This is a genomic window from Photobacterium sp. DA100 (assembly GCF_029223585.1).
Classification (GTDB): domain Bacteria; phylum Pseudomonadota; class Gammaproteobacteria; order Enterobacterales; family Vibrionaceae; genus Photobacterium.
Map to the genome: position 1 here is coordinate 1,492,522 of NZ_CP119423.1, position 15,125 is coordinate 1,507,646.

At 50.9% G+C, this 15,125-nt stretch carries 10 protein-coding genes; 8 read left to right on the forward strand and 2 right to left on the reverse strand.

The window, feature by feature from the left end:
* Nucleotides 1-13: 13 nt before the first annotated feature.
* The 7 genes from zwf (at nucleotide 14) to PTW35_RS07260 (ending at nucleotide 9,124) form a co-directional block, all read left to right on the forward strand.
* On the forward strand, nucleotides 14-1,513 hold the full coding sequence (gene zwf, locus PTW35_RS07230; protein ID WP_281027119.1) for a glucose-6-phosphate dehydrogenase: 1,500 nt from the start codon (nucleotides 14-16) through the stop codon (nucleotides 1,511-1,513).
* Complete coding sequence (pgl, locus tag PTW35_RS07235; protein WP_044623091.1) at nucleotides 1,510-2,232, forward strand: 6-phosphogluconolactonase; 723 nt, start codon at nucleotides 1,510-1,512, stop codon at nucleotides 2,230-2,232. Before zwf ends, pgl begins: the two co-directional genes overlap by 4 nt.
* A 12-nt stretch (nucleotides 2,233-2,244) precedes the next feature.
* The gene (gene gnd, locus PTW35_RS07240; protein ID WP_281027120.1) at nucleotides 2,245-3,693 is read left to right on the forward strand and encodes a decarboxylating NADP(+)-dependent phosphogluconate dehydrogenase; all 1,449 of its coding nucleotides are present in this window, start codon (nucleotides 2,245-2,247) and stop codon (nucleotides 3,691-3,693) included.
* A 365-nt stretch (nucleotides 3,694-4,058) separates the two neighbouring features.
* Nucleotides 4,059-5,600, forward strand: a complete 1,542-nt coding sequence (locus PTW35_RS07245) for an alanine/glycine:cation symporter family protein (RefSeq protein WP_281027121.1) — start codon at nucleotides 4,059-4,061, stop codon at nucleotides 5,598-5,600.
* 326 nt (nucleotides 5,601-5,926) lie between these two features.
* The gene (locus tag PTW35_RS07250; RefSeq protein ID WP_044623094.1) at nucleotides 5,927-6,394 is read left to right on the forward strand and encodes a 2TM domain-containing protein; all 468 of its coding nucleotides are present in this window, start codon (nucleotides 5,927-5,929) and stop codon (nucleotides 6,392-6,394) included.
* Between the two features lie 121 nt (nucleotides 6,395-6,515).
* Nucleotides 6,516-7,232: an isoprenylcysteine carboxylmethyltransferase family protein gene (locus PTW35_RS07255; RefSeq protein WP_281027122.1), complete on the forward strand. Its 717-nt coding sequence runs from the start codon at nucleotides 6,516-6,518 to the stop codon at nucleotides 7,230-7,232.
* 314 nt (nucleotides 7,233-7,546) lie between these two features.
* On the forward strand, nucleotides 7,547-9,124 hold the full coding sequence (locus PTW35_RS07260; RefSeq protein ID WP_281027123.1) for an alkaline phosphatase: 1,578 nt from the start codon (nucleotides 7,547-7,549) through the stop codon (nucleotides 9,122-9,124).
* Nucleotides 9,125-9,254: 130 nt separating this feature from the next.
* Here the strand turns inward: PTW35_RS07260 and PTW35_RS07265 are convergent, their stop codons facing one another.
* Together PTW35_RS07265 and PTW35_RS07270 are read right to left on the reverse strand one after the other, a co-directional pair.
* Complete coding sequence (locus PTW35_RS07265; RefSeq protein ID WP_281027124.1) at nucleotides 9,255-11,123, reverse strand: methyl-accepting chemotaxis protein; 1,869 nt, start codon at nucleotides 11,121-11,123, stop codon at nucleotides 9,255-9,257.
* A 258-nt stretch (nucleotides 11,124-11,381) separates the two neighbouring features.
* Nucleotides 11,382-12,485 (reverse strand): phosphoribosylaminoimidazolesuccinocarboxamide synthase, encoded by a 1,104-nt coding sequence (locus PTW35_RS07270; RefSeq protein ID WP_281027125.1) that lies wholly within the window; start codon nucleotides 12,483-12,485, stop codon nucleotides 11,382-11,384.
* A 270-nt stretch (nucleotides 12,486-12,755) separates the two neighbouring features.
* On the opposite strand from PTW35_RS07270, the gene PTW35_RS07275 reads away from it, so the two are divergent.
* Nucleotides 12,756-15,125 (forward strand): ATP-dependent helicase, encoded by a 2,370-nt coding sequence (locus tag PTW35_RS07275; protein WP_281027126.1) that lies wholly within the window; start codon nucleotides 12,756-12,758, stop codon nucleotides 15,123-15,125.

Below are 15,125 nucleotides of genomic sequence, written 5' to 3' on the forward strand. Positions count from 1 at the left end.
GTGGGAAAGCATTATGGTTAAGCCTGAAAATAATTGTATCGTCATCTTCGGGGCGTCGGGTGACCTGACCCATCGTAAGTTGATCCCAGCCTTTTACCACCTATTCGCGAATGGATTGCTCTCTGAGGAATTCGCAATTTTGGGGGTAAGCCGAACACACTACTCTGATGCTGAGTTCCAGCACAAGTTGAAAGAATCACTGACAGCCAACGAAAAAGTTGATCCTCAAGTGTTGGATGCTTTCTGTCAGCGCCTGCACTACCAGGCCATCGATACCAAGAGCGTAGAAGATTATGCCAAGCTCAAAGCCCGTTTGGATGAGATTGGGCACAAGTATCGCACCGGTGGCAACACGACCTTCTATCTGGCAACACCACCTAGCCTGTACAGCGTGATCCCAGAATGTCTGGCCGCACACGGCCTGAACAAGGAAGACAATGGCTGGAAACGTCTAATTGTCGAAAAGCCGTTTGGTTATGACTTGGCCACGGCCGAGCAGCTTGATCATGACTTGCACGCCCATTTCCAAGAACACCAAATCTACCGTATCGACCACTACCTGGGTAAAGAAACCGTTCAGAACCTGCTGGTATTCCGTTTTGCCAACGGCATGTTCGAACCGCTTTGGAACCGCAATTTTATCGACTATGTCGAGATCACCGCGGCAGAATTCCTCGGTGTCGAAGAGCGTGGAGGGTATTACGACGGCGCGGGCGCTGTGCGTGATATGTTCCAGAACCATTTGCTACAGGTGCTGGCAATGGTTGGTATGGAGCCGCCGGCGGCTATCAATGCCGACTCGATGCGTGATGAAGTGATGAAGGTGTTCAAGAGCCTCCAGCCGCTTTCTGAAAACGATCTGCAAAATAACCTAGTGCTGGGCCAGTATACGGAATCGGACGTTCGTGGCGATCACCTTAAGGGATACCGCGAAGAGCCGGGGGTGGCGGAAGATTCACGTACCGAGACCTATGTCGGTTTGAAGATGTTTATCGATAACTGGCGCTGGAACGGGGTACCTTTCTATGTCCGTACCGGTAAGCGGTTGCCAACCCGTGTGACCGAAGTGGTTATTCACTTCAAAAAGACCCCCCATCCAGTCTTTGGGGCCAATGCGCCGGAGAACAAACTGATCATTCGTATCCAGCCGGATGAAGGCATCCTGATGAGCTTTGGCCTCAAGAAGCCGGGAGCCGGGTTTGAAGCCAAAGAAGTGAGCATGGACTTTCACTATGAAAGCCTGGAAGAGACGCACATGCTGACTGCCTATGAGCGTTTGCTGCTGGACTCGATGAAAGGGGATGCCACCCTCTTTGCCCGTACCGATGCGGTGAAGGCCTGCTGGCAGTTTGTCCAGCCGATTCTGGAGTACAAAGAAAACCCAGAGCACCTTTATGGCTATGCGGCGGGCACGTGGGGGCCGAAAGAAGCCGACGAGCTATTGTCTCGTGATGGCCGCGAGTGGCGCTTCCCATGTAAGAACCTGACCAATACCGACTATTGCGAGCTATGAGTGAGATGAATTACCACGTATTTGAAAATGCCGAGCAGGTTGTTCATGCATTGGCGACCAGCTTGCAGGACTACAGTGAGCAGGGGCGTCCCGTTCATATCTCACTGTCGGGTGGCAGTACGCCATCCCAGTTGTTTGCCTATTTGGCCGGTTCTGAGTTTGCTCAGTCCATCCAGTGGCAAAACCTCCATTTCTGGTGGGGGGACGAACGCTGTGTCGCACCGGATGACGAGCAAAGCAATTACGGCCAGGCCAAAGCCTTGCTGTTCGACCACATAGCGATCCCTGCTGAAAATATCCACCGTATCCGCGGTGAAGACTTCGCGGCAATGGAAGCGATCCGCTTTGCCCAAGAGATGAGTTCAGAAATCCCGGCAAAGGACGGGGTACCTGAGTTTGACTGGATTTTGCTCGGCATGGGTACTGATGGCCATACGGCGTCTCTGTTCCCAGGGCAAACAGACTACAACACAACGGAAATCGCCGCGATTGCGGCGCATCCAGAGACTCGCCAGATCCGCGTGACCAAAACCGCGCACCTGCTGGCAAATGCAAAACGTATTACCTACTTGGTGCTAGGTGCAGGCAAAGCGTCGGTGGTCAAAGAGATTGCCGACAATGCACCGGCTGCACAAGCGTATCCAGCAGCCCAGGTTAGCGCGAAAGCGGGCACTACCGAGTGGTATTTAGATTCAGAAGCAGCCAAAGAGCTGGCATAAGGAGAGAAGTAAATGAAAGCTGATATTGGTGTTATCGGTCTGGCCGTGATGGGGCAGAACCTGATCCTAAACATGAACGATAACGGATTTAAAGTGGTTGCCTACAACCGTACCGTGGCGAAAGTGGATGAATTTTTGCAAGGTCCGGCGAAAGGGACCAACATTGTCGGTGCAACTTCTCTTGAAGATCTGGTTGGCAAGCTTGAATCGCCGCGCAAGGTGATGTTGATGGTCCGCGCCGGTGCCGTTGTTGATCAGTTTATCGACAGCCTGGTACCGCTGCTAGACGAAGGGGACATCATCATCGATGGTGGTAACACCAACTACCCGGATACCAACCGCCGCGTGGCAGCGCTACGCGAGAAAGGTATCCGCTATGTCGGTGCGGGTGTATCCGGCGGGGAAGAAGGTGCACGTTTCGGGCCGTCTATCATGCCAGGTGGCGATCCTGAAGCATGGCCACATGTTAAGCCGATTTTCCAGGCTATTGCAGCTAAAACTGACAAAGGCGAAGCGTGCTGTGACTGGGTAGGTAAAGAAGGCGCTGGCCATTTTGTGAAAATGGTTCACAACGGTATCGAATACGGTGACATGCAGCTGATCAGCGAAGCGTACCACTTCATGAAAGAAGGCCTGGGTATGTCTCATGATGAGATGCAGGCAACGTTTGCCGAGTGGAACAAAACTGAGCTGGATAGCTACCTGATCGAAATCACAGCCGACATCCTAGGTTACCGCGATGAAGACGGTGAGCCGCTGGTCGAGAAGATCCTAGATACAGCAGGCCAGAAAGGGACCGGTAAGTGGACAGGTATTAACGCCCTTGACCACGGTATTCCGCTGACGCTGATCACCGAATCAGTATTTGCCCGCTGCCTGTCGTCACTGAAAGAGCAGCGCGAAGAGGCGGCGTCGCTGTTCAACAATCCAATTACTGCCGTGGAAGGTGACAAGTCTGAGTGGCTGGATGCACTGCGTCAGGCACTGCTGGCGTCTAAGATCATCTCATACGCTCAGGGCTTTATGCTGATCCGTGAGGCGTCTGAGTCTAACAACTGGGATCTGAACTACGGCAACGTGGCGCTGATGTGGCGTGGCGGTTGTATCATCCGCAGTGCCTTCCTGGGGAACATCCGTGATGCTTTCGAAGCCAACCCTGAGCTTGCGTTCCTAGGGCTGGATAGCTACTTCAAGGATATCCTTGAAAGCTGCCTACCGGCATGGCGAAAAGTCGTTGCTAAGTCATTCGAGACTGGCCTACCAATGCCTTGTATGTCCTCGGCGCTGACCTTCCTAAATGGTTACACCACGGCTCGCCTGCCAGCCAACATGCTACAAGCTCAGCGTGACTACTTTGGTGCGCATACTTATGAGCGCACTGACAAGCCACGCGGCGAGTTTTACCACACCAACTGGACCGGTACCGGCGGTGATATTTCGTCAACAACCTACGATGTTTGATTCATTGCTTAACGGATAGATCTAACTGAGAGAAAAGGCGCTGATTATTCAGCGCCTTTTTGTTATGAAGCAATGTAAATATGCGAGGGGAAGGCAATAGCGAAAAATTGTGATCGATGAAGAATATTTGGATTTGTTTGCTTGTTATTTAAACAATGAAGTAACAATCCCGTAGCAAGAAATCCAGTTTGTTCGACCTGAATCACGTAATTTATTGGGGGCTTAAACTGTGATGGCGCAGACCCTCCGTTTTATGCGCCATAGATCACGCTAAATTGCATGACGAAATAAAATATTTAACATTTACCTTACAATGTGATTATTATACTGACGAAGCATTAACCAATCATACAGGGAGTTTTTTAATGCAGTCGTTAGTTGATTTTCTCAATGGAATCATTTGGAGCCCGGTGCTGATTTATCTGTGTCTGGGTGCAGGTTTGTTCTACTCCATTACCACACGTTTCGTACAGCTGCGTCACTTCAGAGAGATGTGGCGTCTTCTGTTATCAGGCAAAAGTTCCGCTCAGGGTATCTCCTCTTTTCAGGCATTAGCCGTTTCACTTTCTGGGCGCGTAGGTACTGGTAACATTGCAGGTGTTGCTGCGGCTATCGGTTTCGGTGGTCCAGGTGCTGTTTTCTGGATGTGGGTTGTTGCCTTCTTGGGTGCCGCAACCGCATACAGTGAGTCTGCACTGGCACAGATTTACAAAGAAGAAGATGAAGACGGTCAATTCCGTGGCGGCCCGGCGTATTACATTGAAAAGGCGATGGGTCAGAAGTGGTATGCCTGGATCTTTGCGATTGCCACTATCTTTGCCTGTGGTGTGCTTCTTCCTGGTGTCCAGTCGAACAGTATCGGTAATGCGGTTGAAGCAGCCTTTGGTCCGGGTCAGATGATTGAGACAACCATTGGTACTATCAGTCTGGCGAAAATTGTTACGGGTACCTTTGTTTCTATTATCCTGGCCTTCATCATCTTTGGTGGTGTAAAGCGTATCGCGAACTTCACCCAGGTTGTCGTTCCTTTCATGGCCTTGGCTTATATCGTTGTTGCTTTCATTATCATCTTGCTGAACATCAACATGGTTCCGAGCATCTTCATGATGATTTTGGGCGATGCCTTTACGCCGATGGCCGGTGTCGGTGCGGCAATCGGTTGGGGTGTTAAGCGTGGTGTTTACTCGAACGAAGCCGGCCAGGGTACGGGTCCTCATGCCGCAGCGGCCGCGGATGTGCAGCACCCGGCTCAGCAGGGTCTGGTCCAGTCTTTCTCAATCTACATTGATACCTTGCTCGTTTGTTCGGCAACAGCCTTCATGATCCTGATTACCGGTGCGTACAATGTACACGGTGGGGCTGAAGGGGTGTTCCTGGTACAGAATCTAGCAGCAGACATTGGTGCTAACGGTCCTGTCTTTACCCAGATGGCGATTGAAAGTGCGATGCCTGGTATCGGTAAGCCGTTCATTGCTTTTGCACTGTTCTTCTTTGCCTTCACCACGATTCTCGCTTACTACTACATTGCTGAAACTAACATTGCTTACATCCGCCGTTCGATGAAACTACCTGGCATGATGTTTGTGCTGAAAATCATCCTAACGGTCGCGGTATTCTACGGAACCGTGAAAACCGCCAACCTTGCTTGGGCGATGGGTGATGTCGGTGTGGGCTTGATGGCTTGGCTGAACATTGTCGGTATCTTGATCATCTTCTTCCTGTCCAAGCCTGCACTGAAAGCGCTGAAAGACTACGAGAATCAGCAGCAGGCCGGTGTCAAGGACTTTACCTTTGACCCTGTTAAGCTGGGTATCAAGAATGCCACTTACTGGGAAAAGAAACTCCACGGTAAAGTGGAAACTGAGCAGGTTGCAGACGACGCCGAGCCAGTGAAAACCACCATCTAGGTGAGCAGCCACAGCAAACAGTTTAACAGCTGAAGAACAAGGCCATTGATATCAACTCAATGGCCTTTTTTATTTTGCCTGTTTTGGTGGCAAGTTGTGAAGTGGCCTAGAGAAAAGGGGCTTACTGTCACACTAGTCAATCAACTAGTGGCATAATAAAGCGTGCAACTTGGCTGGCAGCAAAGCTGTCGGTAGTGCCATATACCTGACAGGCTTCCATCTAAGTTATTGAAAGTAAATGATGTCATGGGTTTGTCAGGTTCGTGTCGTTCTCTATTTTCCAGAACAAAAGTACAGTTGAGTCAAACAGCAGAAAGGATTCTATGATGATTGTCAGAAAGCTAAGGCTGCAGCGGGGTTGGTCGCAAGAGCACCTCTCGCAACTATCGGGTTTGAGCGTCCGGACTATCCAGCGTATCGAGCGGGGCCAGAACGCCGGACTGGAATCCTTGAAATCACTGGCTGCTGTGTTTGACATTCCAGTTACCGAACTTCAGGGAGAGCCAGCAATGAACGACAAAGCACAAATTACCCCCGATGAAATGAAAGTCATCGAGCAGGTAAGAGAGATCAAAGGTTTTTATTCCCACTTGGTCACTTATGTCTTGGTGATAGCCATGCTGTTTGTGATCAACTACATGACCGACCCGAGTTATATATGGGCATGGTGGCCGGCCATGGGGTGGGGGATAGGGATCGTGTCCCACGGCCTGAGCGCCTTTGAAGTCTTTAACTTCTTTGGTGCAGAGTGGGAAAAACGCCAGATAGAGAAACGCCTGGGCCGCAAGCTATGATGTGGTTTTAAGGCCACCGGATACAACTGGATTAAGGGGCCGGTCGTGACCGGCCTCTTTGCTCAGTGCTCTAGCGCAGTAGTAGGCACACACTCAACTTCATTTAATGATGGGGGCTCATATGTCATCGAAGGCCAATGAAGAGGCTGCTCAAACGGCATCCCCTCGTCAGTGGATGAGATTAGTTGTGGTCTATCTGCTAATCCCGTTGGTTTTATTGGGATGCGCTGGGGATGTGGGGTGGTGGCAGGGATGGCTATTTTCCATGTTGTTCTTGGCGGCCGGGATCGGTGGACGTATATGGGCCGAGCGACGCCACCCAGGATTAACTGCGGAAAGACAAAATAGTAAAAATATAGGAAAAGCAAAAGGCTGGGACAGGGTGCTGGCACCACTGATGGCGGTGAGCCTTGGGTTTCCTATGGTTATAGTCGCTGGGCTGGACCATCGCCATGGTTGGTCACTCGGGTTTGCGCCTTGGCTTGTTGTCATTGGTTTTATATTGGTTTTACTCGGATATGCTTTTGCAGTGTGGGCGCTAGCGGAGAACCGGTTTTTCTCCAGTGTGGTTCGCATTCAGACAGAACGTGGCCATGTGGTATGTGATAGCGGCCCTTACCGGTTTGTACGGCATCCGGGGTATGCCGGAAATATCCTGGCACTGTTCGGCCTTGTTTTTGCACTGAGTTCGTTATGGGCACTGATCCCTGCGGTGGTGGCATCAATTATTACGCTGATCAGAACCGTACTTGAAGATCAGACTTTGCACGAAGAGCTGCCGGGCTATCGGGACTACGCAACACGCGTCCGCTATAGGTTGATTCCTTGTATCTACTAAGAAATTGGGATACCGATTTGCTAGCCTTTGCTTGGGCTGTTTTGTGAGAGCTAGGTGAACTTATTGTCTCCGTGTCAGCAGGTCGAGATGAATTTTCAAAGGGTAGGGCAAGGTGTATCAAAGGTTATTGCCTAGTGTGATGGTGCGAGCAAACCTCTTGTTCTTCATATTATTAGATCTGTTTGTTTAACGTGGATACTCATTCATAAAAATACGAAGCCGTATATCGCTTTCATAAAAGCTTAGGGTTGCTGTAAGAAAAATGTCAAAACAAGTTGATTAACTAACGCCGAATTTATCCATCGGGAACAAAGATGAAACACATAGTAAAACCCCTCGTTGTAGCCGTTGCTGCTTCGACCATGTCTTTTTCGGTACTATCGGCAGAAATCAAGAATGTTATTCTTATGATTGGTGACGGCATGGGGCCGCAGCAAGTAGGTTTGCTAGAAACATACGCAAACAATGCACCAAATTCTATTTACAACGGTGAAACCACCGCATTGTATAAACTCGCTCAAGAGGGGGTGATTGGTGCTTCGCTAACTCACCCGCATGAAGCTATTGTTGTCGACTCTGCATGTTCAGCAACCATGCTGGCGACCGGAATACATACCGCTTCAGAGGTGATTGGCATAAACTCGAACGGTGACCATGTTGAAACCGTGCTCGAAAAAGCAAAACGCCTTGGTAAAGCAACGGGCCTGGTTTCTGATACTCGCCTGACCCACGCCACTCCAGCGGCATTTGCAGCGCATCAGCCTCACCGTTCTCTGGAAAACGAAATTGCGGCTGACATGCTAGAAGCCGGTGTTGATGTCATGCTCTCTGGTGGTCTTCGCCACTGGATCCCAAAATCGACTAACGATAAAGGTGCCACCTACCAGGAGCTTGAGAAACTGACACAAGGTGATGTGGATCTGAAGTCCAAGCGCCGTGATGAGCGTAATCTACTTACCGAGGCGAAAAACGAAGGCTACAGCCTAGTCTTCAACAAAGACATGCTAGAAAAAGTACAAGGCGACAAGCTACTTGGCCTGTTTGCTTCTTCTGGTATGAACGATGGTATTGCTTATAGTCATTCCAAAAATGACCCCAACCGAACTCAGCCATCGCTTAAAGAGATGACGGAGAAAGCAATCGCTTTGCTTTCAAAAGATAAAGACGGCTTCTTCCTGATGGTGGAAGGCGGTCAAATTGACTGGGCTGGTCACAGTAATGATGCAGGTACGATGCTGCATGAAATGATCAAGTTCGATGAAGCGGTGAACTCTGTGTATGAGTGGGCCAAAGATCGCGATGATACCTTAATCATCGTAACCGCTGACCACGAAACAGGCTCATTCGGCTTCAGCTATTCTTCACAAGGTATACCCGAGCCGGAAAAACGTTCAGGGGAAGCATTCCAGAAACGCGATTATGCGCCTAACTTTAACTTTGGCAAGTTTGAGATCTTAGATGGGCTTTACAACCAGAAGATTAGCTATGCCCAGATGTTCAGCAAGTTCGATCAACTTGATAAAGAACAGCAGACTGCTGAAAAGCTTGCTGAAATCGTCAACTCAAACAGTGATTTCCCGATCACGGTAGCTCAAGCGAAAAACGTGATGACGACAAAGCCGAACCCGTATCATCACGAAAACCACAAATACCTAGCCAGTGAGGAAGTGCCAGCAATCAACGATTTTGATGCGTTCTTCCCATACAATGATCGCGGCAACTTGCTGGCTCGCGAGCATGCCACGGGTCAAAATACAGTTTGGGGAACAGGTACGCATACTCATACTCCAGTTAATGTATTTGCTTGGGGGCCTCTGAAAGAGATCGTCCCAGTCTCTAAAATCATGCACCACTCAGAGCTTGGTGAATACATTAAACAGATGGTGAAGTAGGCTTCTGCTGTAGACCTTCACTAAAATCTCAGCTCATACGCGCCAATGAAACAACGGCCCTAAGCAGACGCTCAGGGCCGTTTTGTATTTTATAAGGACTCAGTGTTCCCGAAAGTCTACATGGTGTGAATTACACCACAAACTTGTTCATGATCGCGTCTTGCTCCCGGACTTTATTGATTTGCTCTTCCAGAGCCTGATCGGCGGCCGCCGCGGCATCAGAGACCTGCACACTGAGCTCTTTGATGTTTAGCGTGTTGGTATTGATCTCCTCGGCCACCAGGCTCTGCTCCTCGGCGGCAGAAGCGATTTGCAGGTTCATGTCGTTGATCTGCTGGATGGCCCCGCTGATCCTGACCAGCGCCTCGTCCGCTTCTTGAGATTTCTCCACCGTCGAGGCCGCAGTCTCTTTGCTCATGCCCATCACGTTCGCCGCCGAGCTTGCCCCGGACTGCAGTTGCTCGATCATCTGGCGAATTTCGGTGGTGGACTCCTGCGTTCGTTGGGCGAGTGTCCGCACCTCATCGGCCACAACGGCAAAGCCTCGGCCAGATTCACCGGCACGCGCCGCCTCAATGGCCGCATTGAGGGCCAGCAGGTTGGTTTGATCGGCGATTTCATTGATCACCTTGAGAATGGACTCAATGTTGCCCGTCGACGCTTCCAGTTGTTTGACCACCTCAACCGCCTGATCAATTTGCGCGGAAAGATCTGAGATGGCACTGGCCGTGTGGGAGACAATGCGCCCACCGTCTTTGACCGCGTCATCAGCCTGTTGTGCTGCCGTGGCCGCCCCCTGTGCATTATTGGCTACCTCAACCGAGGTTGCCGCCATTTCGTGCATGGCGGTTGCCAACTGATCCAGCTCTTTCAGCTGGTTGGACATGGCAGAAGCTGACTGTTGGGCCCCGGCGGCAGTTTGTTCGGTGCCGAGCAAAATATCACTGCTGAGTGATTTAGATTGCAGGATCAGGTTTTGCAGTTTCTCGGTAAAGGCATTGAATCCTTTAGCCAGCACCGCAAACTCCTGATCGGTATTGGTATCCAGCCGTCGGGTGAGATCGCCCTGGCCTGATGCCACATCCTGTATCGCGGTGTTGAGATCTGTCAGCGGTCGCATCAATACCTTGATCAAGACTAGCAGAGCGATAATTCCGGCCACCATGGCGATTAGCGAGTAGATAACCGCATCTGTCCGAAGCTGGTTGACTGCGGCAAAAGCGACGTTTTCATCCAGTACCGCACCGATATACCACTCTTGGCCTGTGATCTGGGTAAAGGACAAGGTCACGGTTTTACCGTCTAGCTCAGCGTGGACGGCATTTGTTGCAATCGGGTTGTTGCCGACAAACTCGCTCATTGGCTTACCGTTAAATCTGGCGTCGGGATGGGCAATGGTCGTGCCATCACCCGCGACGATGAAGAGGTAACCGGCATTGAATAAAGAGACTTGGTTCACCAGCTCGGCCAGGCCTGACAGGCTCATGTCGAAGAAGATCGCCCCCTGGAATTGCCCGTCAGAGAGCAAGGGACTGGCGATGGAGACCAAAATCTCATTGCTGACAGAGTCTGCGTAAGGGGACGTGATAACAATATCGCGGCTTTGCTTGCTATCGATGTACCACGGGCGAGCTCGCGGCTCCCAGGACTCCCCAGGATCCCAGCTCGGGTCATTGCTGGTGAAGCTGCCATCTTTTTCAAATCCCAGTCCGGTGAGCAAAAAAGCGTGTTTGAGAGTGGGTTGCTCAATGACGGTTTGGATATTGTCCAGTGACATGTCACTGGATACCAGGCTGGCAGTATAGGCAGCGAGAGACTTTTTGCTTGATAGTTCGGCATTGACCGTATTGCTCATGCCGGAAATGATCTCATCCATACTTTGCATGACTAAAGACTGGATTTGGTTTTTGGTATTGAAATATTGGTTGGCAGACAGGAGCGAGAGTGCTGCTAGTAATATTGCCGACGATGTTGCGACAACTTTATGGCTGAACTTCATTGGATCCCTCAACAAGCACTGAAATTAGAATAACTATAATGTCGGCGCTGTAATGGAATTGTTAATCGTCATTGTCAAGGAGTGTGATCTGAAGTTGGATTTTTTTGCTGTATTGTTATGAAAAAGAAGTTTTATATGCTACCGGGTGATTATGGCTGTTGTGCTCAAGCGGATGGCTGAGTATGAACGCAATGAGCGAAGGGCAAAACAAGAAAGGCAGGTAGCCTGCCTTTCTTTAAAGAGATACGAATCCGGTAGTTAGTCGATCAAACCATATTCATCGCGCAGGACGGCAATGATTTCTGCTTTCGGGTTTTGACTAAGCTGGATTTTATCGCCAGTGATTTTCTCGGCAATCTCGGTGTAGATCTTCGACAGGTTCATCAGGGCATCCACCGGCAGCTCGTTGTCACGGGCCAGGGCGAAGCGCTCATCCATGCGGTCTTTATTCAGCAGGATATCTGGATCCGGGAAGTGGTTCAGCAGCATCTGGCGGAAGCCTTCCTTGGAGTTTTCGATGATTTCACCATCGCGGTAAGCCGCACCGTCCCAGATACGGGAAGAATCCGGTGTGCCCACTTCATCCATGTAGATCAGCTTTTCATTGCCTTTGGCATCGGTTACGTAACCGAATTCGAACTTAGTATCGACGAAGATCTGATCCAACGCCGCCAGCTCTTTGCTGATCACATCGAAGCCTTCCTCGAGCAGCTGCTCGTAGCGGCCGATATCATCGGCGCTGCGGAAGTTGAATGCTTCAAAGTTGTTCTCCAGATCGGAGCGGGTGACATTGACATCGTCGACTTCCGGCACACCAGGAATACCGGTAAGAATTCCCTTGGTCGATGGCGTCATCAGTAGCTCAGGCAATTTCTGATCTTTTTCCAGTCCTTCTGGCAGTTCGATACCACAGAAGTTGCGCTCGCCTTGGCTGTAGGCTCGCCACATTGAACCTGTGATGTACTGGCGGCAAATCGCTTCAACCATCACGGGCTTGGCTTTTTGTACGATCCAGACAAACGGGTGCGGGATATCCAGGATATGGCTGTCGGCTAGGCCATTTTCACGGAATAGCTTGAACCAGTGGTTGGAAATGGCGTTGAGTGCTGCCCCTTTACCCGGTACGCCTCTCAGGCCGCCTTCGGCGTGCCAGATGCAGTCGAAAGCAGAGATACGATCACTGATCACCATGATAGCCAGCGGGGCATCAGGTTGAACGTTGTAGCCTTTCTCTTTGATCAAGCGACGGCTATCTTCTTCGGTTAACCAGTAGACGGAACGAACCTTACCGCTATGGACGAGTTTATCGGTTCGGATTGGCAGGTCATCATTTACAGCGAGAACTTGATCAGCAAGGCTCATGGCGAATTCCTATTTCAAAAGTTAAACGAAGGTAACCCGTGGTGGCATGACAAGCGGTTTTGCCCATGCCTGGGTCTCTAAACCCTTAATGGGGGCGATAATAACAGAACTCTCATGGCCTTTCAGCTAGAAAAGCAAACGTTTGCGCAATTTTATTTTTCATCCAAATATCGAATTTATGTGAACCGATTTCAATTGGTCATATTTTATTCAGGGGCCAACGGCGAAGTGTGGCAAAATCGGTCTCCCATTTTCTACTCAAGGCCCACCATGACCCGTTATACCAGCGAACAATCGGCATTTATTGATCACCAGCACGGGAATGCCCTTTGTATTGCCGGGGCTGGAACCGGGAAAACCACCACCCTGGTCGGCTTGATTGAGCAGAAGTTAGCGACTATCCCTGCCCAAGAAATGCTGGTGCTGATGTTCAACCGGGATATTCGCACCGATTTCCAGGCCAAGCTGCGGGATAGCGGGATCCAAGCGCAGGTGCCGGTGCATACTTTCCACAGTTTCTGTTTGAAGTTCCTCAACCAAACTGGGTTTATCCGCAATACCGGTTATAGGGTCGATTATCAGAGTGGTGAAAGTGACAAGGCTCTGGTAAAGGCTATCCTGCGGGAGTTATCCGGTCTTGAAAAGACTTACCAGCGCCAGCAGATGATCAAAGATCCGAAAACCATCGAGTTGCTACTGAGCTTTATCGGGTTGGTGAAGGCGTACATGCTGTCGCCGCACGAAGTGTTCAAAATTGCCGAAATCAACCGGGACTACCTGTTTATTCTTGATGCCTACGAGCAGTTTGAAACCCTACGAAAAAAACAGCGCCTGTTGTTTTTTGACGACTGGCTGGTGGAAACCGTCAAATTGCTCGAGAGCGATGATGCTATCCGCGCGCATTTTCACCAGCACTGCAAGCTGGTGGTGGTTGATGAGTTTCAGGATATCAATACCGCCCAGTACCGTTTGCTGAAACAGCTGCTGGGGCCGCAAACTCAGTTGCTGGCGGTGGGAGATGTCGACCAGTGTATCTATAAATGGCGGGGGAGTGCGCCGCAGTTCATGCTCAACTTTGAGCAGGATTTCGCGCCCGCGAAAACCTATACCCTGTCGCAGACATTCCGTTTCGGTCATAGCTTGGCCTTGGCCGCGAGCCATTTGATTGCCAACAACAAAGAGCGCTTCAGTGAGTTTTTGACTGTCTCGGGAGAGGGCATTTCCGATACCCAGATCGTCGAATGTGGCTCATCCCGGCAGGTCGGGGAAATCGCCAATGCCATCAGCCAGTATCTGGCCGAGGGCGGCCAGCCTTCCGATGTGGCGATCCTGGTTCGCCGCTGGTCGCAAACCTTGCTGTTCGAGCTGGCTTTTCTCAGCAAACAATTGCCTTATCAGATGCCGGTGCCGTCGGTATTGGCCCACAGCCGGGAAGTGAAATTGCTGATGGAGTTGGCTACCCTGGCGACGCCACGCTTTTCTGAACTTGCAGTGGCACAGAAAGCGAGTTTGCTGTTTAGCTTGATGTGCTTTCCTCACTGCTATGTGCCCAATAAATCCTTGAAGCCATTGTGCGAGCAGCTGGCGGGCATGGAGCCTTCGCAGTGGCTGACGTTTATCGGGCGCTATGAAAAGGCCAACGCCACGCTGAAGCTCGACAACTTGATTGAGCGCCTGGCGTTACTTACGCGGCTGATGCGTAAAGGCAGTTTCAAAGCCGCGGAAGTCTACCAGCAATACCGCAACGAAAGTGGCTTGGATAGCTGGATCTGGAAAACCGAAGCCACGGCATCGGAAATCGAGGAAGCGGTGGAGCGGCTGGACAGTGTTGCCACCGTGCTGGAGGCGATGGATCAGAGCTGTGAAAAGGCGCTGCAGTATTTCGAGTATTACACCCAACAGTCTGGCCAGAAAAGCGCCAACACCAATGCGGGCTCCAAAGAGCCTGACGCGCAAAATGCCCTCCAGCTGACAACCATTTTCCGCGCCAAGGGCTGTGAATACCACCATGTCCATCTGCCGTTTTGGGACAAGGATGCCTTTCCCTATGTGAATCGGACTTCCGGTACCGTGGGGGCCGATTTGGAGGAAGAGCGCCGCTTGGCCTATGTCGCCCTGACCCGGGCCAAACAAAAAGCCTTTGTCTATTACACCATGCCCGACAAGCCGTCGGTGAAGGCAACCAATGCCAGCCGGTTTGTGCTGGAAGGGAAAATCAACCTGGCCCAGGACCTGGGACCCAAGCTCTACCAGCAAGGTACGCTGCCTTATTACTCGAGCCCGGTTGCCGAGGAATACTGCCGCCGCATGGGGCGGGAGCAGGATGTTGCCGAGCCGCCGGTAAAGAAAACCAAGAAGCTCCCGAGTGCAAAAGCGGTGAGAATAAGCGGCGGGAAACAAACGGATGCCGGCTTAAGTAGCGGCAACGAATACAGTTACAAATGGGCCATGCAGCAGCCACTGCCGGACAATGCTGAGAAAGTGATTCGGGCAATGGTGAAAACCAAAAATGCCAAATACTTGGATGGTGAGATAAATCGAATTATCAGGGAGTTGCCGTCGGTGTCGGAGACCAAGAAGAAAGTGCTGGTCAACCGCCTGATTGTCGCGGCTAATGCCAGAAGTCTGGTTCGGCGTTAG

Coding starts and splice junctions, on each gene's coding strand:
- PTW35_RS07250 (WP_044623094.1), top strand. CDS start 5,927: ATGATTGTCAGAAAGCTAAGGCTGCAGCGGGGTTGGTCGCAAGAGCAC.
- PTW35_RS07255 (WP_281027122.1), top strand. CDS start 6,516: ATGTCATCGAAGGCCAATGAAGAGGCTGCTCAAACGGCATCCCCTCGT.
- PTW35_RS07275 (WP_281027126.1), top strand. CDS start 12,756: ATGACCCGTTATACCAGCGAACAATCGGCATTTATTGATCACCAGCAC.
- zwf (WP_281027119.1), top strand. CDS start 14: ATGGTTAAGCCTGAAAATAATTGTATCGTCATCTTCGGGGCGTCGGGT.
- PTW35_RS07245 (WP_281027121.1), top strand. CDS start 4,059: ATGCAGTCGTTAGTTGATTTTCTCAATGGAATCATTTGGAGCCCGGTG.
- PTW35_RS07260 (WP_281027123.1), top strand. CDS start 7,547: ATGAAACACATAGTAAAACCCCTCGTTGTAGCCGTTGCTGCTTCGACC.
- PTW35_RS07265 (WP_281027124.1), bottom strand. CDS start 11,123: ATGAAGTTCAGCCATAAAGTTGTCGCAACATCGTCGGCAATATTACTA.
- gnd (WP_281027120.1), top strand. CDS start 2,245: ATGAAAGCTGATATTGGTGTTATCGGTCTGGCCGTGATGGGGCAGAAC.
- PTW35_RS07270 (WP_281027125.1), bottom strand. CDS start 12,485: ATGAGCCTTGCTGATCAAGTTCTCGCTGTAAATGATGACCTGCCAATC.
- pgl (WP_044623091.1), top strand. CDS start 1,510: ATGAGTGAGATGAATTACCACGTATTTGAAAATGCCGAGCAGGTTGTT.